We start from the raw sequence: 19639 nt of genomic DNA on the forward strand, positions 1-19639 counted from the left end.
ATCGTCACTCACGAACGTCGGTTCGGTCAAGCGTGGGTGACGAGATCGTCAGTGATGACATCCGTGCGATGATGACGACGTGTCAGAGGACAGTCCCGGGACGGGCGAGGGCGATCGCCACGTCCCGACCCGATCGGAGCGCCGGAAACAGCAGACCCGTCAGGCGCTGATCCGGGCTGCGCAGCAGTTCCTCGCCGAAGGACGCACGACGGTCTCCGTCCTCGACATCACGACGGCCGCCGACGTCGGCACCGGGTCGTTCTACAACCACTTCACGACCAAGGAAGAACTCTTCGAGACCGCCGTGATCGCCGTCGTCGACGACCACGGCGCCCTGATGGACGGTCTCACCGACGGCATCGACGACCCCGCCGAGGCGTTCACGCAGAGCTTCCGGCTCACCGGTCGCCTGCACCGGCGGTTCCCCGAGCTCAGCAAGGTCGTCGTGAACCGGGGGCTGGGGATGCTCACCGCCGACGCGGGCCTGCTGCCGAGAGCGCGACGGGACATCGTCGCGGCGGTCGCCGCCGGACGGTTCCGGGCCCCCGACGTCGACGCCGCCCTGGCCGTGGTGTCCGGGGCGACGCTGTCGCTGGCGGTGCTGCTGCAGGAGCAGCCCGACCGCGACGACGCCGCCACGACCGACGCCGTCACCGCGCATGTCCTGCGCGCGCTCGGCGTCGACGAGGACGAGATCGACCGCCTGACGACACGTCCGCTTCCCGACTGGCCCTGACCCGGACGGTGCCCGTCCGGCGACCGATGTCCGACTCGTCGTCGCAACGTCACTGCAACGTCTCGGTCCTACTGTCTGACGCATCGTGCACACCGCCCATATCCGGCGTCGCACCCCAGGACAGGAGACGCAGTGTCCGTCGACGAACCGATCCGCACGCAGACGCCCACCCCCGCGACCGCGGGCGACGACTACCTGGAGAAACGGCAGCTCAAAGGCGGCACAGCGGGATGGCTGCTGCTCGCGGGGCTCGGCGTCAGCTACGTCGTCTCCGGTGACTACTCCGGGTGGAACTTCGGTCTCGCCGAAGGCGGGTTCGGCGGCCTGGCGATCGCTGCGGTCCTCATCGCCGCGATGTACGTCTGCCTGGTGTTGGGCATGGCCGAGCTGTCGTCGGCGCTGCCCGCGGCGGGCGGTGGGTACACCTTCGCCCGACGGGCGCTCGGGCCGTGGGGCGGCTTCGCCACCGGCACCGCCATCCTCATCGAGTACTCGATCGCGCCGGCCGCGATCGCCACGTTCATCGGCGCCTATGTCGAGTCGCTGAACCTCTTCGGCATCACCGACGGCTGGTGGGTGTACCTCGCCGTCTATGCGATCTTCATCGCCATCCACCTGTCCGGGGCGGGCGAGGCGCTGAAGGTGATGTTCGTGATCACCGGCGTCGCCCTCGTCGGTCTCGTCGTGTTCGCGATCAGCGCCGTCGGCCAGTTCGACGTCGCCAACCTCACCGACATCGTCCCCACCGACGCCGCCGGCGCATCCGACTTCCTGCCCTTCGGCTACATCGGTATCTGGGCCGCGATCCCGTTCGCGATCTGGTTCTTCCTCGCCATCGAGGGCGTCCCGCTCGCCGCGGAGGAGACCGCGAACCCCGAGCGCAACGTGCCGCGCGGGATCATCGCGGCCATCGGTGTCCTCGTCGTCACCTGCGTCGTCGTACTCATCCTGACCACCGGCGCCGGTGGTGCGGACGCGATGTCGGAGTCGGGGAACCCGCTCGTCGAAGCACTCGGCGGGTCCTCGATGGCGACGGTCGTCAACTACATCGGGCTGGCCGGTCTCATCGCCAGCTTCTTCTCGATCATCTACGCCTACTCGCGTCAGCTGTTCGCTCTCTCCCGGGCGGGCTACCTGCCGACGGCGCTGTCGGTGACGAACTCCCGCAAGACGCCGACGCTCGCACTGATCGTCCCGGGCATCGTCGGGTTCCTCCTCTCGCTGACCGGGGAGGGCGCCCTTCTGCTCAACATGGCCGTGTTCGGCGCCGCACTGAGCTATGTCCTGATCATGGTGAGCCACATCGTCCTGCGCCGGCGCGAGCCGGACATGCCTCGGCCCTACCGCACCCCCGGTGGCGTCGTCACCACCGGCTTCGCGTTGGTGGTCGCGGTCATCGCCGTCATCGCCACCTTCCTCGTCGACACGGTCGCCGCGCTGTGCTGCCTCGGGGTGTTCGCCGTGTTCATGGCGTACTTCGGCCTCTACAGTCGGCACCGCCTGGTCGCCGCCTCACCCGACGAGGAGTTCGCCGCCCTGGCACGGGCGGAGGAGGACCTGCGGTGAGGTTCACCCAGTCGCTGGCGGGCACGACCTACGAGTTCGACGGTCTCGTCGACCTCATGGCGAAGGCGACGCCCACGCGCTCCGGCGACGAGCTGGCAGGCTGCGCGGCGGAGTCGGATGCCGAACGGGCGGCGGCCGCATGGCAACTCGCCGACGTCGAGCTGTCGACGTTCCTGAGTGAACTCGTCGTGCCGTACGAGACCGACGAGGTGACGCGTCTCATCGTCGACGGTCACGATCGTGCCGCGTTCGAGGCGATCGCACATCTGACGGTGGGTGGGTTCCGCGACTGGCTGCTCGAGACGTCCACCCGCGACGACGCCGCCGAGCGGCTCGCAGCGGTCGCCCCGGGGTTGACGCCGGAGATGGTGGCGGCCACCTCGAAGATCATGCGCAACCAGGATCTGATCCTGGTGGCGGCGGCGACCTCCGTCGTCTCCGGATTCCGGACCACCATCGGACTGCCGGGTCGGATCGCGACGCGACTGCAGCCGAACCACCCGACCGACGACCCGCGGGGGATCGCCGCGGCGACCCTCGACGGTCTGCTGATGGGGTGCGGGGACGCGGTCATCGGGATCAACCCGGCCACCGATTCACCCCAGGCCACCGCGGACCTGCTGCATCTCCTCGACGACATCCGGCAGCGGTTCGCCATCCCGATGCAGTCCTGCGTGCTGTCGCATGTGACCACCACCGTCGAACTGATCGAGAAGGGTGTCCCCGTCGACCTGGTGTTCCAGTCGATCGCCGGGACGCAGGGCGCCAACACGAGTTTCGGCGTCGACCTCGCGATCCTCCTCGAGGCGAACGAGGCGGGACGTTCGCTCGGACGTGGAACCGTCGGGGACAACGTGATGTACCTCGAGACCGGCCAGGGATCGGCGCTGTCGGCGAACGCGCATCTCGGGACAGGCGGGAAGCCGGTCGATCAGCAGACGTTGGAGACCCGCGCGTATGCGGTTGCGCGAGCGCTGGATCCGCTGCTCATCAACACCGTCGTCGGTTTCATCGGCCCCGAGTACCTCTACGACGGCAAACAGATCATCCGCGCCGGACTCGAGGACCACTTCTGCGGCAAGCTCCTCGGGCTGCCGATGGGCGTCGACGTCTGCTACACCAACCACGCCGAGGCCGACCAGGACGACATGGACACCCTGCTGACGTTGCTCGGGGTTGCCGGCGCGGCGTTCGTCATCGCCGTCCCGGGCGCCGACGACATCATGCTCGGCTACCAGAGTCTGTCGTTCCACGACGCGCTGTATGTCCGACAGGCGTTGGGGCTCAGACCCGCTCCGGAGTTCGAGGCATGGCTCGCCGGGCTCGGCATGGCCGACACCGAGGGGCGGATCCTGCCCGTCGACATGGGCACCTCGCCGCTGCGATCACTGACGGTCGCCCGATGACCGCGCCGCGCACCACCGACGCATGGGCCGACCTCCGCCTCACGACCCAGGCGCGGATCGGGCTGGGTCGCGCGGGCAACTCGCTCCCGTCGCACCGGGTCCTCGAGTTCCGTGCGGCGCACGCCGCTGCCCGGGACGCCGTCCACGATCCGCTCGACGTCGACACGTTCGCGACGACCATCGCCGACTGCGGGCTGGGCGAACCGGTCGCCGTCACCAGCAAGGCGTCGTCACGCGGGGAGTACCTGCGCCGCCCGGACCTCGGTCGGGTTCCCGCGGACCTCGACGGGGTACCCGACAGCGGTGCCGACATCGGGATCGTCCTCGCCGACGGACTGTCACCTCGGGCACTCGTCGACCACGCGGCAGGACTCGTCGCGGCTCTCGGAGATGCTCTCTCCGAACATCTCTCGATCGCCCCGCCGGTGATCGCCACGCAGGCCAGGGTGGCGCTCGGAGACCACATCGGCGAGGCGCTCGGTGTGCAGACCGTGATCGTGGTGATCGGGGAACGCCCGGGCCTGTCCGTCGCCGACAGTCTCGGCATCTACCTCACCCACCGTCCCCGTCCGGGGCTCAGCGACGCCGACCGCAACTGCATCTCGAACATCCACCCGCCCGACGGGCAGGGCTACGAGACGGCGGCGCGCATCACCGCTGCGCTCGTCGACGGTGCTCGTCGCCTCGGGCGATCGGGTGTCTCCCTCAAGGACACCTCACGCGCCGAGATCGACAGCGGTGCAACGGCCGTCATCGACGCGGTCTGATCAGCGCCGACCGCCTCGCGAGATCCGCAGGCTGCGGGCACGGACGACGAACTTCCTGTCCTTGATGCGGCCCTTGACCGACGCGGTGGTGTCGCGGCGAGGCAACTGCACGTGCTTCTCGGCGGGCAGTCCGGCCTGCAGCTCCCGCGCACGCTCGAGCTCGGCGTCGAACTCCGCGCCGAACAGCAACGCCAGGTTCGTGATCCACAGCCACAGCAGGAAGACGATGACGCCGCCGAGCGCACCGTAGGTCTCGTTGTAGCTGCCGAAGTGTGAGACGTAGAGCGCGAAGAGGGTGGACGCCGCGATCCACACCACTATCGCCAACGTCGCACCGCCGCTGATCCAGCGGATGCGTGGTTGGCGGAGATTCGGTGTGGCCCAGTAGAGCATCGCGACCAGTGCCACGACGAACGCGAGGATGACGGGCCAGCGCGCGATGGCCCACACCTGCAGCGCGGTGTCGCCCAGACCGACCCGTTCGCCGATCGACCGGGCGATCGGTCCGCTCACGGCGAGCATGAGTGCGACGGCGGCGGTCATCAGGATGGCGAGGACGGTCACGAGCAGCATGGCGGGTCGGAGCTTCCAGAGCGGCCGCCCCTCGTCGATCTCGTACATCCGGTTCATGGCCCGGCCGAACGCGCCGATGTATCCGGATGCGGTCCACAGCGCGCCCAGGATCCCCACGATCAGCGTCAGCCCGGCGCCGGGTGCGTCGACCAGTTGTCGGACGGGGCCCCGCAGTGTGTCGACGACCGACGACGGCGTGCCCACGTCGCCGATGAGATCGACGACCGCATCCACCGTCCGCTGTCCCTGTCCGAACACCCCGAGCAGCGAGACCAGCGCCACGAGAGCGGGGAAGAGTGACAGCACTGCGTAGAACGTGAGGCTCGCCGCGATGTCGGTGCACTGGTCTCGAGAGAATTCTCGGGCGGTCTTCCGGATCACGAAGACCATCGATCGGGCGGTCAGGTCGGTGGGGGACTCGGGCTTCGTCGGATTCTCGGCGTCGGCGGTCACGCACGCGGCATTCCACGCAGGGCATCCACCCAAACCCGGTTCGCGCTACATCCCGGGGGAGGTGCATCGTGGACGACACCGTCGAGACATCACTGGTCGCCGATTACGCTGCCCTGGAACAGCTTTTGGATCGGATCGCGGCCACGTCGTCGGATGCGTGCTCCGAGTCGGAGGTGGCGCAACTCGCGATCGATCATGAGCGGATCGTCCGCAAACTCGGGTCGATCGGGTTGCGTCGGATCATGGATGTGTCGGATCGGGATGCGTTCGGTGCGGTGCAGTGCGCGGCGGTGACGCAGTTCGTGGGTGACCGGTTGCGGGTGCCGAACCCGAAACGCCGGTTGAAGCAGGTGCTCGCGTTGTCGCAGATGCATGCGATGACCGGGGAGAGGTTGCCGGCGCGGTGTCCGGAGACCGCGGCGGCGATGGCTGAGGGTGAGCTGTCGCATGAGCATGTGGATGCGGTGTTGTCGGTGATGGACAAGGTCCCCGCCGCGACGTCGCCGGAGGTGCGGGAGAAGGCCGAGGAGCAGATCGCCGACATCGCCCGCAACTTCAGCCCGAAAGAGATTCACCGCGCCGGTGCCCGCCTGTTGTCGCATCTGGATCCTGATGGTGCCGAACCATCCGACCGTGACCGGGCCCGCCAACGATCCTTGTCGTTGGGTGTGCAGGGCAGTGACTTGATGTCGCGGTTGGGTGGGAAACTCGACCCCACCACCCGAGCCTTGTTCGAGGTGATGTTGTCGAAGTGGGCGAAGCCGGGGATGAACAATCCCGACGACAAGTCACCCCGCGGCGGCTGCGACGACAACGGTGTCGACTAGGAGGCACTCACCGCAGCCGCCGAACGGGACTCACGGACACAACCGCAGCGCAATCACGACGCCCTGCAGGCGTTGTTGCGGGCGGCGGCTGATGGCGGGGTGTATGGGGTGTCGCATCGGGGGTTGCCGCCGCACATCATCATCTCCATCACCGAGAGCCAACTGCGGGAGCGGGCGGGGGTCGGGCACACCGCCACCGGCACCGACCTCCCCATGTCGCACATCCTCACGTTGGCTGCGCGGGCGCAGATGCATCTGGCGGTGTTCGACGATGTGACCGGGGAACCACTGTTCTACGGACGCACCCGCCGCCTCGCCTCGGAGGTGCAACGGTTTCTGTTGTTCGCCCAGTACGGCGGCTGCTCCATGCCAGGATGTCCGGCACCGTTCACCCACACCGAGATGCACCACGCGCACCAGGACTGGGCCCAAGGCGGGAACACCGACAGCACTGATCTCGCGCCGGCGTGTGGACCGCACAACCGGGCCGTACACGACCGGCCCGGCGGCTGGCAGACAGAAAAAATCACCACCGGCCCGGATCGTGGCAGGTTCGGGTGGGTCGCCAACGGCACCACCGACCCACCCAGAACCAACCACCTCCACCGGCCCGACCAGATCCTCGACGACCACGCACCACCCGACCCGGACTGGTCCGACATCGAACACCGCCTCGAACTGATCCTGGCCGAACACCACTCGAGATCACCGGATCCGGTGATCATCCGGGTGATCGACTACCGCCCCCCGATCAGAGGGTGAGTCGGCATGCCTGCCCGACGTCGAGGACCCGCAGTGCCCGACCCTGCCCGAGCCACAGCGCGCACGACAGGGTGAGGTCGGTGATCTCCTCGTCGGTCAGCACCGCGTGTGCACGCGCCCAGAGGTCGTCGTCCTCGCGGAGGTCGGTGTGGTCGCGGGCGAACCGCTCGGCGAACTCGGCGGCGAGACGCTCGGTCTCGGAGTAGCCGACGAAGGTTCTCCAGTTCTCGACGTTGTCGTAGAACGCCTCGTCGAGACCGTGGGTGTCGCCGTCGATGGTCCGCGTGTTCCGGCAGACCTCGCATTCGTTGTCGAGCGCGATCACCATCCGCGCGATCTCCCGCACCCGCGGAGTCAGTCGACCGTGTCGGTAGACGGCATCGGCGTACCCGCCGAGTGCGCCGCCGATGGTCGGGGACAACCCCATCCACCCGACGAGATCGTCGGGTGCGAAGTCGCCGATTCGCGCCATGTCGGAACGGTAGCACCGGAACGAGAACATGTTCCCGTTCCGCGCGGGACCTCAGGAGGGTGACGGACCGGGGATCTCCGCGTCGATCAGTTGCCGGGCCACGTCGATCACGCGCGTGTTGGTGTCCTGGGAGAGGCGGCTCAACAGGGCGAAGGCGGCCACGGCATCGACGTGGAAGCGCTCCATCACCATCCCCTTCGCCTGCGCGATGATGTCGCGGCTCGCCAAGGCGTCTGCGTACTGCGCGCCCCGTACCGCCGACGCCCATGCTGCGGTCGCGTGGGCGGCGAAGATCGACGCGGTCTCCTCGGTCTCGGGCGCGAACGCGTCCGGCGGTGTCGCGAACAACGTCAGGGAACCGAACGAGTCGGTCGAGGTGTACATGCGTATCGACAGGATCGAGCGGAACGGGATCGCTGCCCGCGCGGCGGATGCGTATCGCGGCCACCGGGTCTCGGTACGCAGGTCCCGCACGCGCACGACGGGTTCGTCCCAGATGGCCGCGAGACACGGACCCTGTCCCGTGCTGTTCTGGATCTCGCTGTGGAGCTCACCGAGTTCCCCGGTCGCCGCCTCGCTCATCAGGGAGCGTTTACGGCCGCCGATCGAGATGCTCACCTCCTCGGCGTCGTCGATGTTGTGCACGGCGCCGGCGACGAGGTCGTCGAGAACCTGCGACAACTCCCGCTGCCCGGCCCCGGCGAGGTCGCGCACCATCTCGGCGATCGCGCCGTGCACGTCGGCCGGATGTGAGTGGGGTGGCGACGGGTCGGTGGGTGTCTCGTGATCGTCCATCAGTGATGACATGGCGATCAGCCCTCCGAGGATGCGATCGGGGCGACGTGGGCCGTCGCGTCGATCCCTGCTGCCTGTGGGCTGTGCAACCCGGCTGTCGATGTCATGGTTGCCCCTTCCTGTCCTCGCAATGACTGTGCGACGGCGCCCGACGCTGTACAAGCGCAGCGGTTGAACCGGTACGCGGTCGTGGTGCAGATAACGAACGCATCACGACGGGGCCGGGGGTCGACGTCGTCGACGCCGGGGTACCAGTCCGGACGACAGTCTGGACAGCTGTCCACATGCTTGCCTATCCTCGGTGTGATGGTGCGATCGGCGCGCGCATCCGGGACGTGGACGGTGACAGTGGGCGACGCAGTGATTCCCGGTCTCGTCGAGGACGTGACCCCCGAGTGGCTGGGCCGGGTGCTGTCCCGACCGGAACGCGCGGTGACGGTCGAATCGGCGGACCACACCGTCGTGGGGACCGGACAGACGGGGTCGACGTATCGGCTGGACGTCACCTATCGGGACGGCGGTGAGGGCCTTCCCGCGTCGTTCGCGGTGAAGTTGCCGTCGGTCGACCCGGAGGTCCGCGAGCGGGTGGCGCTCGGGTATCGGTCGGAGCACACGTTCTACACCCGTGTCGCCGACACCGTCGCGGTCCCGACACCGACCTGCCATCACGTCGCGATCGCCGGTGAGGGAGCCGAGTTCGTGTTGCTCATGGACGATCTCGCGCCTGCGGTGCAGGGGGACCAACTCCGGGGATGCTCGCGGGACGACGCGGTGTCGGCGGCGGAGGCGCTTGCGGGACTCCACGGGCCGCGATGGTGTGACCCGGAATGGGATGCGCTCTCCGGCATCGTCCTGGGTCGTCCCGACCCTGACGGTGCGCAGGGTCTGGCCGACATCGTGTCGATCGCCGTGGACACGACGATCGACCGCATCGGTGATCGTCTCGTCGATGCCGACATCGCGACGCTGCGGGCGGTGACGCCGGCGATCGCTCCGTGGCTCCTGGCCGAACCGGGTCGCTTCAGCGTCCTCCACGGCGACTACCGCCTCGACAACCTGATGTTCGCCCCCGACCACTCCACGGTGACGGTGGTCGACTGGCAGACCCTCGCGGTCGGGCTTCCCGCCCGCGACCTGGCCTACTTCGTCGCGACCGCCGTCGACCCCGAGGCCCGCGCGGACATCGAGGACGACACCGTCCGGGCGTATCACGACGCCCTGCGCCGGCACGGCGTCACCGGCTACGACCTCGAGACGTGCCGACGCGACCACCGGCTGGCCATGCTGCAGGTGCCTCTCATCACCACCCTGGGGTTCGCCTTCTCGGCGTCGACGGATCGAGGGGATGAGATGGCCGCCGCGATGCTGACACGCGGCTGCGCGGCCATCCGTGACCTCGAGACGCTCGACCTCGTCGCAGCACTGACATGACCGCCGCGTTCCCCGAGCTCGGCTGCTATCTGCTGGCAGGGCAACCGGAGTCGAGCCGCGACATCCTCGACGAGGCACGCAGGGCGGAGCAGCTCGGATTCGGCACGGCGTGGATCTCGGAGCGCTACAACCGCAAGGAGGCCGTCGCGCTGGCCGGGGCCGCCGTGGCCGTCACCGACAGCATCACCGTCGCCACGGCGGCGACGAACCACAACACGCGACACCTCATGGTCACCGCGGGGATGACCCGCACACTGCGGGACCTGTCGGGCGGGCGCTTCGTCCTCGGGCTCGGCCGCGGGATCCCGATCCTGCAGTCGATGTACGGCCTCCCGCCGGTCACCACGGCCGCGCTCGAGGACACCGTCGGGCTGCTCCGACGACTGTTCCGGGGTGAGGTCGTCGTCGGCCACGACGGCCCTGCGGGGGCGTTCCCTGTGCTGCATCTGGACTCGGCACTGGATGACCACCTACCGCTCGCGCTCGTCGCCTTCGGGCCGCAGACCCTCGCCCTCGGCGGCCGGTGTTTCGACGAGGTCGTCCTGCACACCTACTTCACCCCCGAGACGACGCAGCGGGCCGTCCGGACGGTGAAGGAGGCCGCAGAGCAGGCCGGGCGAGACCCGGCCTCGGTGCGCGTCTGGTCGTGCCTCGCCACCGTCGGCGACCACCTGCCGAACAACGTGAGGCTACGCAAGACCGTCGGGAGGCTCGGCACATATCTGCAGGGCTACGGAGATCTGCTGGTGCGGACCAACGGCTGGGATCCTGCTGTGCTGCAGCGGTTCCTGTCCGACCCGGTCGTGTCGTCGATCGCGGGCCTCGACATCGCGGCGACACCGGACCAGCTGGAGCACGCGGCCGGACTGCTGCCCGACGAGTGGCTCGAGAACGCGGCGGTCGGCAGCCCGCAGCAGTGCGTCGACGCCATCCGCGGTCAGCTCGACCTCGGCTGCGACGCCGTCATCCTGCACGGGTCCACACCGTCCGAGCTGGAACCGATCGTCGAGGCGTACCGCTGACCCGGCAGATGTCCGGACGGTCGGTCGTCGAAATCCCACGACCAAGCACTTGCTTGTGTAACCTCCGTCACAATCGAGTGGAGGTGGGCCGGATGGGCTACGCGGTTCTCAACAGGGAGCAGCTCGCGCTGGTGTGCAGCGTCTGGGGCATCGTCGGCGCGCGGTGGTCGCGCCGCCGACAGGTCACGGTCGGCCGGTAGGACCAGCCCGCTCTCGATCGACATCCCGACCGTCAGGTCCGCATACCATCGGTGGTCCACGGTCGAGTAGTCAGTCGGCCGCCGACGAGAGGCCGGACCATCGCCAGCATCGCTGCACGCCTGGCCGGTCGCCGACGGTGGTTGATCCTCGGTGCCGTCGTCCTCGTCGTCGCGGTCGTGGCCGCCGTTATCGCAGCCGTCACCGCCTCCGGTGACGACGACTCCGGCGTCTCCGAGCGCGCCATCACGGTGTCGGGTGTGCCCGAGGGTTCGACCCCGGTGTCCCTCGACGCCTCGCTGTTCCTCCCGGCGACCACACCGGCGCCGGCGGTGGTGCTCGCCCACGGGTTCGGCGGATCGAAGGACGACGTCCGTTCGCAGGCACGTGATCTGGCGTCACGCGGCTTCGTCGTCGTCACCTATTCGGCGCGCGGTTTCGGTTCGTCCGGTGGTCTCATCCACCTCGACAGTCCGCAGTACGAGGTCGCCGACGCCCGACGGGTCATCGACCTCCTCGCCGGGATGCCACAGGTGCAGCAGGACGGCCCGGGTGATCCGCGCGTCGGTGTCGCCGGGGCGTCGTACGGGGGCGCGTTGGCGTTGCTCGCCGCCGGGTACGACCGCCGCGTCGACGCCGTCGCGGCCGACATCACGTGGAACGAGCTGTCGCAGGCGCTCTTCCCGACCGCGGGCGCCGGCACCACGGGTGTGTTCAAGCAGGCATGGGCAGGGCAGCTGTTCTCGCAGGCGACCCGGATGGCGACCGCGAGCGGCTGCGGATCGTTCGCGCCCGACGTCTGCGCGGCGTACCAGGCGTCCGCCGCGGCCGGTGAGCCGACGGCCGAGCTGCGGACGCTGATGGCGGCGTCCAGCCCGGCGACGGTTCTGTCGCGCATCCGGGTACCGACGCTGCTCACACAGGGACAACAGGACTCGCTGTTCCCGCTCGACCAGGCCGTGCGCAACGCCGCGGGTATCCGCGCGACGGGAACGCCGGTCCGGATGGAGTGGCGTTCCGGCGGACACGATCAATCCGGTGGTGACCCGACGGCGCAGGTGCGGGACTGGTTCCGCGAGGTGCTGCAGGAACGCCGCACGCCGAGCGACGGGTTCGCCGCGACGGTGCCCGACGCCGCCCTGTCGACCCAGACCGGCCGGTCGACGCCACGACAGCTGACCGGCGGATCGCTCGCCGACGTCCAGGACGTCCGCCCGGTGCGGTTGATCGGTCCCGCCCAGACGATCAACGCCCCCGCCGGCGGTACCCCGACTGCCATCACCGCCGTCCCCGGGATCGGGAGCCTGCTGGCCACCGCGGCGTCGGTCACGGGTGGGTCGGCTCTCTCGGCGATCCCGGGTCAGGCCGGCGGGTTCGTCTCGGCCCCACTGGGTTCCGACACCCTCGTCGGGGGTTCGTCGACGGTCCGCCTGCGGGTCACACCGGCGACCACCACCGATGCGACGCTCTTCGTGTCCCTCGTCGACGTCGCGCCCGACGGGCAGCGGACCCAACCGTCGGGTCTCGTCACGCCGGTTCGTCTGACGGGTCTGAGCCCAGGGCGGCCGACCACGGTGACGGTGCCGCTGCCGACCGTGGTGCGGACCGTCGCCGCCGGACATCGCGTGGCAGTGCAGGTCTCGACGACCGACCTGGGCTACCGCCTGCCGACCGACGCCCGGACCTACTCCGTCGCGCTGGACTCGCCGACCCTGTCGCTCACCACACTCACCGGGCGGGCGCAGGCCGCGCCGTTCCCCTGGGGCTGGCCCGTCGCGGGTGTCGTCGCGATACTGCTGCTGGTCGCGGGCATCCTGCTCGCGGGATGGCGCCGTCGTCGCGCCGATCGGGCTCTGGCGGTCGGGGACAGCACGCCGATCGTCGTCGAGTCGCTTGTGAAGGAGTACGGCGACTCCTACCGAGCCGTCGACGGGGTGTCGTTCACGGTCGAGCGTGGGCAGGTGGTCGGACTGTTGGGTCCCAACGGCGCCGGCAAGACCACCGTGCTGCGGATGATGGTGGGCCTCATCGCGCCGACGGCCGGCTCGATCCGACTTTTCGGCGAGACAGTGGGTCCCGGCTCCGATGTCCTCGCCCGTGTCGGTGCGTTCATCGAGGGCCCCGGACTGCTGCCGCACCTGTCGGGCCGCGAGAACCTGGACCTGTTCTGGGCCGCGACCGGCCGTCCGCGTGCGGAGGCCGAGGTCGAGACGGCACTCGAGATCGCGGGTCTCGGTGCGTCGGTGGACCGCAAGGTACGCAAGTACAGCCAGGGCATGCGGCAGCGGCTGGCGATCGCACAGGCCATGCTCGGACTGCCGGAGCTGCTCATCCTCGATGAACCGACCAACGGTCTCGACCCGCCGCAGATCGCCGAGATGCGCGAGGTGATGCGGCGGTACGCCGCCACCGGGCGCACCGTCGTCGTCTCCAGTCACCTGTTGTCGGAGGTGGAGCAGACCTGTAGTCACGTCGTCGTGATGCACAAGGGGCGGCTGATCACGGCGGGATCGGTGGGCGAGTTGGCGGGTGCGTCGTCGTCGACGCTCGCGGTGGCGGATGTCGATGCGGCGCAGCGTGTCCTGGCCGACGCCGGTATCGACTCCGACGTCGTCGAATCCCGTCGTCACCTGGAAGAGGCGTTCCTCGACCTCATCGGAGAGGAGTCGCGATGACCGACGAGCAACCAGCGGGACGGGTGGCGGCGACCCGCAAGGGCGTGCATGACCGCCTCGACGGAATGGGTGCCGTACAGCCCGTGGAGCTGCGCCCACGCCGGACCCTGAGCCTGCGGGTCGAGGCGGTGCGTCAGCTGCGCCGTCGTCGGACGCAGGTGGCCGCACTGCTGCTGGTGATCCTGCCGCCGATCATCGCGATCGCGTTCTCGCTCAGCTCCGACGACCCGTCGACGGGCGGCGGGTCGGATTCCGGTGGGCGACAGACGTCTGCGCTGTACTCGCTCGCGACGGCGGGCGGCGCGAACTTCGCCCTGTTCACCGAGTTCGCCGCGGGCTCGTTCCTGCTGACCGTGCTGGTCGCGCTGTTCTGCGGTGACACCGTGGCGAGCGAGGCGGGGTGGGCCTCGCTGCGCTACCTGCTCGTCATCCCGGTGCGACGCTCACATCTGTTGCGGCAGAAGCTGATTGTCGGACTCGCGTCGAGCGCGTTCGTCCTGATCCTGCTCCCGGTGTGGGCGTACGTCGTGGGCGGGTTGTTCTTCGGGTGGGGTCCCGCCCGGTCGCCGCTGGGTGGGGAGTTCACCAGCGCGGAGACGGTGCAACGGTTGGCGATCGTGGTGGGCTACACACTGATCCAGTCGTTGGTGGTCGCGGGGTTCGCGTTCCTGCTGAGCGTGGTGACCGACGCGCCACTCGGTGCTGTCGGCGGCGCGACGATGTTGGTGATCCTGTCGAACATCCTGGACTCGATCTCCGCGCTCGACCCGTACCGACAGTTCCTGCCGACGCACTACCAGTTCGCGTGGCTCGACGCCCTCAATCCGACTGTGGTGTGGGAGGACATGGCCCGCGGCGTGGGGATATCGCTGATCTACGCGGCGATCCTGTTCGGGGCGTCGTGGTGGTGGTTCGGCCGCAAGGACATCGTCAGCTGACCCCTTCCCATCTCAGAGTATGGGTGCGCAGGGGGCTTGCCGCAAGACCCCGTGGATGCCCCAGACTGCTCCCCGCACATCACGACACGCCGATGGGGAGACCTGATGACGACCACACCGCCGACACCCTTCGAGCCGCACGAGTCGGGGGCGTACCTGCACGGCACCCGGGCCGATCTGACCGTCGGTGACCTGCTGGTGCCCGGGCACTCGTCGAACTTCCGCACCGAACCGCTACGCCACGTCTACATGACGCTGACCCTCGACGCTGCCGCGTGGGGCGCGGAGCTCGCGGGCGGCGACGGGCCGCCGCGGATCTACATGGTGGAGCCGTGCGGCGAGATCGAGGACGACCCGAACGTCACCGACAAGAAGTTCCCCGGTAACCCCACTCGGTCCTACCGCAGTCTGGATCCCGTACGCGTCGTCGGGGAGCTGACCGACTGGACCGGTCACAGCCCCGACCAGATCGACGCGATGACGGCGGGGCTCGCCGGCCTGCGCGAGCGCGGGCTCGACGTGATCATCGACTGAACGCGCTCGACCCATTCTGGAGTGGACAATCCAGTTTCTTTCGTTCAGCATTGCTGCACATCGTTGGAGGTCGCCCGGCCAGGTCCGGGTCCACACCCTGGGGGAGCAGACATGGGCCGCGTCGAGCAGCGATCCGATCGCGTGGACGAGCTGCTGGAGACAGGGACGACGGTCGCCCGGCGGGTGATGCGCGTGGCGCCGACCGAGGTGCCGGTGCGTCGGCGCCCGGACCGGCGAGGACGCATCGCCGAGCTGTCCGCGGTGCTGGCGGCGATCGGCTTCTCGAAGGGGTCACCGCCTGCGCGCGACATCGGTCCCCGCAGCCCGCGGATCACGGCCCGGGTGGGTCTCCTGCTCGGCGTGTGCGTCGCGATCTGCTTCGCGACTGGTCTCCTCAGTCACTGGATCCAGCACCCACCGGGGTGGTTCTGGTTCCCGTCGGACCCGCCGTGGCTCTACCGGGTCAGTCAGGGCCTGCACGTGCTCACCGGTACCGTCGCCATCCCCCTGCTGCTGATCAAGCTGCAGTTGGTCTACCCCCGACTGTTCGCGCGCCCTGTGGTGGGGACGCCGCTGCGGGCGCTCGAGCGGCTGTCGATCGCGGTGCTGGTGAGCTCGATGATCTTCCAGCTCGTGACCGGCCTGATGAACACCGCGCAGTTCTATCCGTGGAAGTTCTTCTTCACCACGACGCACTACGCGATGTCCTTCGTCATCGTCGCCGCGCTGATGGTGCACATCGCGGTCAAGCTGCCCATCATCCAGGCCGCCTTCCGCACCCCGATCGAGTCGACCGAGCCGATCGAGACACCGGAGGTCGTCCGATGAGCGACCGGTCGTCGGGCACGTCGTCGGGGGTATCACGTCGGGCGATCCTTCGCGGGGCGTGGGCCGCGGCGGGTGTGACGGCGCTGGCGTTCGCGGGGCAGAGCGTCCCGTTCCTGCGGGAGGTGTCATTCCTCGCGCCACGGTCCGGGGAGGGGCCGCAGGGGATGCCGATCAACCGCACGGCCGCTGCGGCCGGGGTGACCGACAGCGCCCGATCGGCCGACTATCGGTTGACGCTGACCGCGTCCGGAAAGTCCATGCAGCTCAGCGCCGACCGACTCCGCTCCCTGCCGCAGCACACCGTGGATCTGCCCATCGCCTGTGTCGAGGGGTGGAGCGCCACCGGCACCTGGCGCGGGGTGCGCGTGGCCGACCTCGTGTCCCTCGTCGGCGGCGACCCGGACCGGGACGTGCGGTTCGTGTCGCTCGAGCGTGGGCCGTACGGGGTCAGTGTGTTGCCGGCGAACTTCGCGCGGAATCCCTCGTCGATGGTCGCGCTCGAACTGAACGGCGACCCCCTGTCCGTGGACCACGGATTCCCGTGCCGCTTGATCACACCCAACCGCCCCGGAGTCCTGCAGACGAAGTGGCTCTCGCGGATCGAGGTCCTGTGACCGTCCGACTGATCCGCGTCGTCCTGGTCCTCGCGGCCCTGCCGGTGGGGTGGTACGGCCTGTCGCTGCTGTGGGACATGACCGGTGCCGACAAGATCTCGATCGTCGTGTGGCTCGTGGGTGGTCTTGTCGCCCACGACGCGGTGTTCGCCCCGGCGTGCATCGCGGCGGGGTATGGCGTGAGAAGAATTCTGCCGCAGCAGTGGTGGCCACCGGTCCTCGCCGCCGCATCGGCGACGCTGATCATGGTGGTGCTCTCACTGCCCGTGCTGCTCCCGCGTTCCGCGGCGCTCGAGGCGCCCGGTGGCAACGAGGCCGGCACCCTTCTCGACCGTCCCTACGCCCTGTCGCTCGCGATCGCGGTGGTCGTGATCTGGGTCCTCACGGCGGTGATCGTCGTCGCCCGGCGGCGCCGGTCGCGGGCCGAGGATCTCGCGCCGGGCGACGGCAGGGAACTCGTGCGCTGACCATCTCGCCGACTGTCCGCGCGTCGGGCCCGTGAGACGAGGAGGCCCCGGTCGCATCTCTGCGGCCGGGGCCTCATCTGCTGTGTCTCAACCAACACATCTGCGGACTGATGTCCTGTCGGGGTGGCGGGATTCGAACCCACGACCTCCTCGTCCCGAACGAGGCACGCTACCAAGCTGCGCCACACCCCGTGGTCGTCCTCGCGGACGGCCTCGCACAGACTACCGCCCGAACCGGCGTCGGACTAAATCGCCCACCAGGCCGTCTGCCGTCGAGCAGACGACTCCTATCCGTGACGCCTCCTCGTGTGCCCGATCCGCCACCGAGTGGTGTGATGGCGGACGCGGAGAAGTGCAGAGAGCGCGATCGCGGTCACGATCCCGATCGCCGGGAACCAGATGGCGGCCGGGACAAGTTCGTGGCTCCACGGCTCGCCCGTGATCGCGCCACTGCTCGTCGTCGATGCGGAGGACGAGTACGGCACGATGCGCACGAGCTCGGACGGGCGGTCGATGTGCGTCAACAGGATCGCGGCGAGTGCGACGGCCGCCCCAGCGATGGCGGCGGGGACGGTCGACCCGAGCCAGTCCGCTGGTCGGTGCTCCGCCGACCGTCGTACCGCAGTGCAGACAAGACCCGCGGTGAGCGCGACGACGATCCCCGTCATCGGCAGGACGAGCAGCTCGGGCCACCAGCGTGGACCACTCAGGTGTTGTAGGTGGTCGAAGGTGAACAAGACACCTTTGTCGCCGGGATTCGCCGGTGGAAGGTTCTCCACAAAAACGGTCCGTCGTGTCCCGTGTCGCCAGCCGACTGCCCCGATCACGCCGACGAGCGCACCGACGATCGTGAAGTGAATGAGCGGCGCTCGCCTCAGAAGGTCCACGCGGGTGAGGGTACGGATGGCCGGCCTTCTCGACCCTGTGCCGTCGTGCGGTGAGCGGCGCGACCACCGACGACGTCGCCGAGCGGGAACTCGACGAGGCGATCGGTTACGACGAGGGGCTCAGCCCCGACGCGTCTCCGCGAGAGGCGGCACCGACTGCTCCTCGTCGTACTCCGCATCGCCATGCGACACCGGCGTGAGGGTGAGAAGCGTCGCTTCCGGGCGGCAGCAGAAGCGAGCCGGCGCGTAGGGCGACGTCCCGAGTCCGGCGCTGACGTGCAGCTTCATCGACGCACCCCAGCTGGACGGCCCCTTCACCCGCGACCGGTCGATGTGGCAGTTCGTCACCAGCGCACCGAAGAACGGCAGGCAGAGCTGACCGCCGTGGGTGTGGCCCGCCATCACGAGGTCGTAGCCGTCGTCGGCGAACTGGTCGAGGACACGCGGCTCGGGTGAGTGGGTGAGACCCAGACGCAGATGCGCCAGCGGATTCGGCCGACCGGCGACGGTCTCGTAGCGATCGCGCCCGATGTGCGGGTCGTCGACACCCGCGGCCGCGACGCGGACGCCTGCGACCTCCAGCTCACGGATGGTGTGGGTCGCGTCGAGCCAGCCGCGTTCGGTGAACGCGGCGCGCAGGTCCTGCCAGGGCAGCGGTGCGCCGTGGCTGCGCTTGTGGTCGGTCTTGAAGTACTTCATCGGGTTCTTCGGCGTCGGGCCGAAGTAGTCGTTCGAGCCGAACACGAACAGGCCCGGACGTGACAGCAGCCCGCCGAGGGACTGGATCACCGCGGGAACGGCCTGCGGGTGGGCGAGGTTGTCGCCGGTGTTGACGACGAGGTCCGGCTCGAGCGCCTCCAGCTCGGAGATCCACGCCTGCTTGAGCCGCTGGCCCGGCAGCATGTGGATGTCGCTGATGTGCAGCACGCGCAACGTGCTGGAGCCGGGCTCGAGCACGTTCATCGTCTGGTGCCGCAGGACGAACGCGTTGCGTTCGACGAGCGTCGCGTAGGCGAGGCCCGCCGCGGCGGCGCCGGCGGTGACCGCCACTGTCTGCTGTATGCGGGTGAGGCGCTCAGGCGAGGCCCCGACAGCTCGCCGCACCGGATCGAACGCGTCCATCTGGCCAGGATAGCGACCGCGCCGCCGGGGGAGGACGAATCGTTCGGTGACGTGCTCCCCCAGGCGCGCCCGCACTACGGTTGCCGCATGGCTGACGCACCCCTCAAGCAACGAATCCGCGGTGACCTGACCGCGTCGATGAAAGCGCGTGACTCCGCGACCACCGCGACACTCCGGATGCTCGTCGCCGCGATCGGAGCCGAGGAGGTGTCCGGGTCGACGGCCACCGAGCTGACCGACGAGCAGGTTCTCGCGGTCCTGATGCGCGAGTCGAAGAAGCGCGGCGAGTCCGCGGCGATCTACGACGAGAACGGCCGCGGGGAACTCGCCGACGCCGAACGCGCCGAGGCGGCCATCATCGGGCGCTACCTCCCGGAGCCGCTCGACGACGCAGGTCTGCAGACGCTCGTTCAGGAGGCCGTCGACGAGGTCGCCGCCGACCTCGGCGAGACGCCGGGCATGCGCCAGATGGGTCAGGTCATGGGGATCGCCAAGACCAAGGCAGCCGGACGCGCCGACGGCAAACGACTCTCGGACGCGGTCCGGGCAGCCCTCGCCTGAGAGCG

18 protein-coding genes, 1 tRNA gene and 1 pseudogene are annotated in these 19639 nt (G+C 69.2%); 14 read left to right on the forward strand and 6 right to left on the reverse strand.

Annotated elements, in window-relative coordinates; genetic code table 11:
- Nucleotides 1-79: 79 nt before the first annotated feature.
- The 4 genes from ACXVUM_RS09845 (at nt 80) to eutC (ending at nt 4475) form a co-directional block, all read left to right on the forward strand.
- Nucleotides 80-736, forward strand: coding sequence for a TetR/AcrR family transcriptional regulator (locus ACXVUM_RS09845; RefSeq protein ID WP_458521631.1), 657 nt, complete (start codon nt 80-82; stop codon nt 734-736).
- 132 nt (nt 737-868) lie between these two features.
- The gene (gene eat, locus ACXVUM_RS09850; protein WP_458521632.1) at nt 869-2302 is read left to right on the forward strand and encodes an ethanolamine permease; all 1434 of its coding nucleotides are present in this window, start codon (nt 869-871) and stop codon (nt 2300-2302) included.
- On the forward strand, nt 2299-3708 hold the full coding sequence (locus ACXVUM_RS09855; RefSeq protein WP_458521633.1) for an ethanolamine ammonia-lyase subunit EutB: 1410 nt from the start codon (nt 2299-2301) through the stop codon (nt 3706-3708). The genes eat and ACXVUM_RS09855 overlap by 4 nt, the downstream gene beginning before the upstream one ends.
- Nucleotides 3705-4475 carry an ethanolamine ammonia-lyase subunit EutC gene (eutC, locus tag ACXVUM_RS09860; RefSeq protein ID WP_458521634.1) on the forward strand — a complete coding sequence of 257 codons (771 nt, stop codon included), beginning with the start codon at nt 3705-3707 and terminating at the stop codon, nt 4473-4475. Before ACXVUM_RS09855 ends, eutC begins: the two co-directional genes overlap by 4 nt.
- Here the strand turns inward: eutC and ACXVUM_RS09865 are convergent, their stop codons facing one another.
- The gene (locus ACXVUM_RS09865) at nt 4476-5501 is read right to left on the reverse strand and encodes a YihY/virulence factor BrkB family protein (protein ID WP_458521635.1); all 1026 of its coding nucleotides are present in this window, start codon (nt 5499-5501) and stop codon (nt 4476-4478) included. It abuts the gene before it with no gap.
- A gap of 173 nt (nt 5502-5674) precedes the next feature.
- Between ACXVUM_RS09865 and ACXVUM_RS09870 the strand changes: the two are divergent.
- Nucleotides 5675-7090 (forward strand): annotated as a pseudogene (locus ACXVUM_RS09870) (DUF222 domain-containing protein).
- Here ACXVUM_RS09870 and ACXVUM_RS09875 read toward each other — a convergent pair.
- Both ACXVUM_RS09875 and ACXVUM_RS09880 read right to left on the reverse strand, forming a co-directional pair.
- Complete coding sequence (locus tag ACXVUM_RS09875; RefSeq protein ID WP_458521636.1) at nt 7080-7562, reverse strand: carboxymuconolactone decarboxylase family protein; 483 nt, start codon at nt 7560-7562, stop codon at nt 7080-7082. The pseudogene ACXVUM_RS09870 and the gene ACXVUM_RS09875 overlap by 11 nt on opposite strands.
- Nucleotides 7563-7613: 51 nt before the next feature.
- On the reverse strand, nt 7614-8369 hold the full coding sequence (locus ACXVUM_RS09880; RefSeq protein WP_458521637.1) for an ANTAR domain-containing protein: 756 nt from the start codon (nt 8367-8369) through the stop codon (nt 7614-7616).
- 294 nt (nt 8370-8663) lie between these two features.
- Here ACXVUM_RS09880 and ACXVUM_RS09885 point away from each other — a divergent pair, with 294 nt between their 5' ends.
- The 8 genes from ACXVUM_RS09885 to ACXVUM_RS09920 all read left to right on the forward strand — a co-directional run bounded on the left by ACXVUM_RS09885 (nt 8664) and on the right by ACXVUM_RS09920 (nt 17064).
- Nucleotides 8664-9788, forward strand: coding sequence for a phosphotransferase family protein (locus ACXVUM_RS09885; protein ID WP_458521638.1), 1125 nt, complete (start codon nt 8664-8666; stop codon nt 9786-9788).
- A complete protein-coding gene (locus tag ACXVUM_RS09890; RefSeq protein ID WP_458521639.1) occupies nt 9785-10810 on the forward strand; it encodes a TIGR03857 family LLM class F420-dependent oxidoreductase in 1026 nt (341 codons plus the stop codon). The genes ACXVUM_RS09885 and ACXVUM_RS09890 overlap by 4 nt, the downstream gene beginning before the upstream one ends.
- A gap of 341 nt (nt 10811-11151) precedes the next feature.
- Complete coding sequence (locus ACXVUM_RS09895) at nt 11152-13683, forward strand: alpha/beta fold hydrolase (protein ID WP_458521640.1); 2532 nt, start codon at nt 11152-11154, stop codon at nt 13681-13683.
- Nucleotides 13680-14621, forward strand: a complete 942-nt coding sequence (locus tag ACXVUM_RS09900; protein ID WP_458521641.1) for an ABC transporter permease — start codon at nt 13680-13682, stop codon at nt 14619-14621. The genes ACXVUM_RS09895 and ACXVUM_RS09900 overlap by 4 nt, the downstream gene beginning before the upstream one ends.
- Nucleotides 14622-14726: 105 nt before the next feature.
- Nucleotides 14727-15155, forward strand: coding sequence for an NAD(+)--rifampin ADP-ribosyltransferase (arr, locus tag ACXVUM_RS09905; protein WP_458521642.1), 429 nt, complete (start codon nt 14727-14729; stop codon nt 15153-15155).
- Between the two features lie 111 nt (nt 15156-15266).
- The gene (locus ACXVUM_RS09910; RefSeq protein WP_458521643.1) at nt 15267-15983 is read left to right on the forward strand and encodes a hypothetical protein; all 717 of its coding nucleotides are present in this window, start codon (nt 15267-15269) and stop codon (nt 15981-15983) included.
- Complete coding sequence (locus tag ACXVUM_RS09915) at nt 15980-16597, forward strand: molybdopterin-dependent oxidoreductase (RefSeq protein ID WP_458521644.1); 618 nt, start codon at nt 15980-15982, stop codon at nt 16595-16597. The genes ACXVUM_RS09910 and ACXVUM_RS09915 overlap by 4 nt, the downstream gene beginning before the upstream one ends.
- Nucleotides 16594-17064: a hypothetical protein gene (locus ACXVUM_RS09920; RefSeq protein WP_458521645.1), complete on the forward strand. Its 471-nt coding sequence runs from the start codon at nt 16594-16596 to the stop codon at nt 17062-17064. The genes ACXVUM_RS09915 and ACXVUM_RS09920 overlap by 4 nt, the downstream gene beginning before the upstream one ends.
- Nucleotides 17065-17182: 118 nt before the next feature.
- On the opposite strand, the gene ACXVUM_RS09925 is transcribed toward ACXVUM_RS09920, so the two are convergent.
- The 3 genes from ACXVUM_RS09925 to ACXVUM_RS09935 all read right to left on the reverse strand — a co-directional run bounded on the left by ACXVUM_RS09925 (nt 17183) and on the right by ACXVUM_RS09935 (nt 19073).
- A tRNA-Pro gene (locus ACXVUM_RS09925) sits at nt 17183-17256 on the reverse strand.
- 95 nt (nt 17257-17351) lie between these two features.
- Nucleotides 17352-17951: a hypothetical protein gene (locus ACXVUM_RS09930; RefSeq protein WP_458521646.1), complete on the reverse strand. Its 600-nt coding sequence runs from the start codon at nt 17949-17951 to the stop codon at nt 17352-17354.
- Between the two features lie 120 nt (nt 17952-18071).
- Nucleotides 18072-19073: a metallophosphoesterase gene (locus ACXVUM_RS09935; RefSeq protein ID WP_458521647.1), complete on the reverse strand. Its 1002-nt coding sequence runs from the start codon at nt 19071-19073 to the stop codon at nt 18072-18074.
- A gap of 87 nt (nt 19074-19160) precedes the next feature.
- Here ACXVUM_RS09935 and ACXVUM_RS09940 point away from each other — a divergent pair, with 87 nt between their 5' ends.
- Nucleotides 19161-19634 carry a GatB/YqeY domain-containing protein gene (locus ACXVUM_RS09940; RefSeq protein ID WP_458521648.1) on the forward strand — a complete coding sequence of 158 codons (474 nt, stop codon included), beginning with the start codon at nt 19161-19163 and terminating at the stop codon, nt 19632-19634.
- Nucleotides 19635-19639 lie beyond the last annotated feature (5 nt).

Source organism: Williamsia sp. SKLECPSW1, from assembly GCF_054332755.1.

Bases quoted from the DNA above. Each gene is read 5' to 3' on its own strand.
- ACXVUM_RS09875 (WP_458521636.1), bottom strand. From the start codon at position 7,562: ATGGCGCGAATCGGCGACTTCGCACCCGACGATCTCGTCGGGTGGATG.
- arr (WP_458521642.1), top strand. From the start codon at position 14,727: ATGACGACCACACCGCCGACACCCTTCGAGCCGCACGAGTCGGGGGCG.
- eutC (WP_458521634.1), top strand. From the start codon at position 3,705: ATGACCGCGCCGCGCACCACCGACGCATGGGCCGACCTCCGCCTCACG.
- ACXVUM_RS09935 (WP_458521647.1), bottom strand. From the start codon at position 19,073: ATGGACGCGTTCGATCCGGTGCGGCGAGCTGTCGGGGCCTCGCCTGAG.
- ACXVUM_RS09885 (WP_458521638.1), top strand. From the start codon at position 8,664: ATGGTGCGATCGGCGCGCGCATCCGGGACGTGGACGGTGACAGTGGGC.
- ACXVUM_RS09900 (WP_458521641.1), top strand. From the start codon at position 13,680: ATGACCGACGAGCAACCAGCGGGACGGGTGGCGGCGACCCGCAAGGGC.
- ACXVUM_RS09915 (WP_458521644.1), top strand. From the start codon at position 15,980: ATGAGCGACCGGTCGTCGGGCACGTCGTCGGGGGTATCACGTCGGGCG.
- ACXVUM_RS09890 (WP_458521639.1), top strand. From the start codon at position 9,785: ATGACCGCCGCGTTCCCCGAGCTCGGCTGCTATCTGCTGGCAGGGCAA.
- ACXVUM_RS09940 (WP_458521648.1), top strand. From the start codon at position 19,161: ATGGCTGACGCACCCCTCAAGCAACGAATCCGCGGTGACCTGACCGCG.
- ACXVUM_RS09880 (WP_458521637.1), bottom strand. From the start codon at position 8,369: ATGTCATCACTGATGGACGATCACGAGACACCCACCGACCCGTCGCCA.
- ACXVUM_RS09910 (WP_458521643.1), top strand. From the start codon at position 15,267: ATGGGCCGCGTCGAGCAGCGATCCGATCGCGTGGACGAGCTGCTGGAG.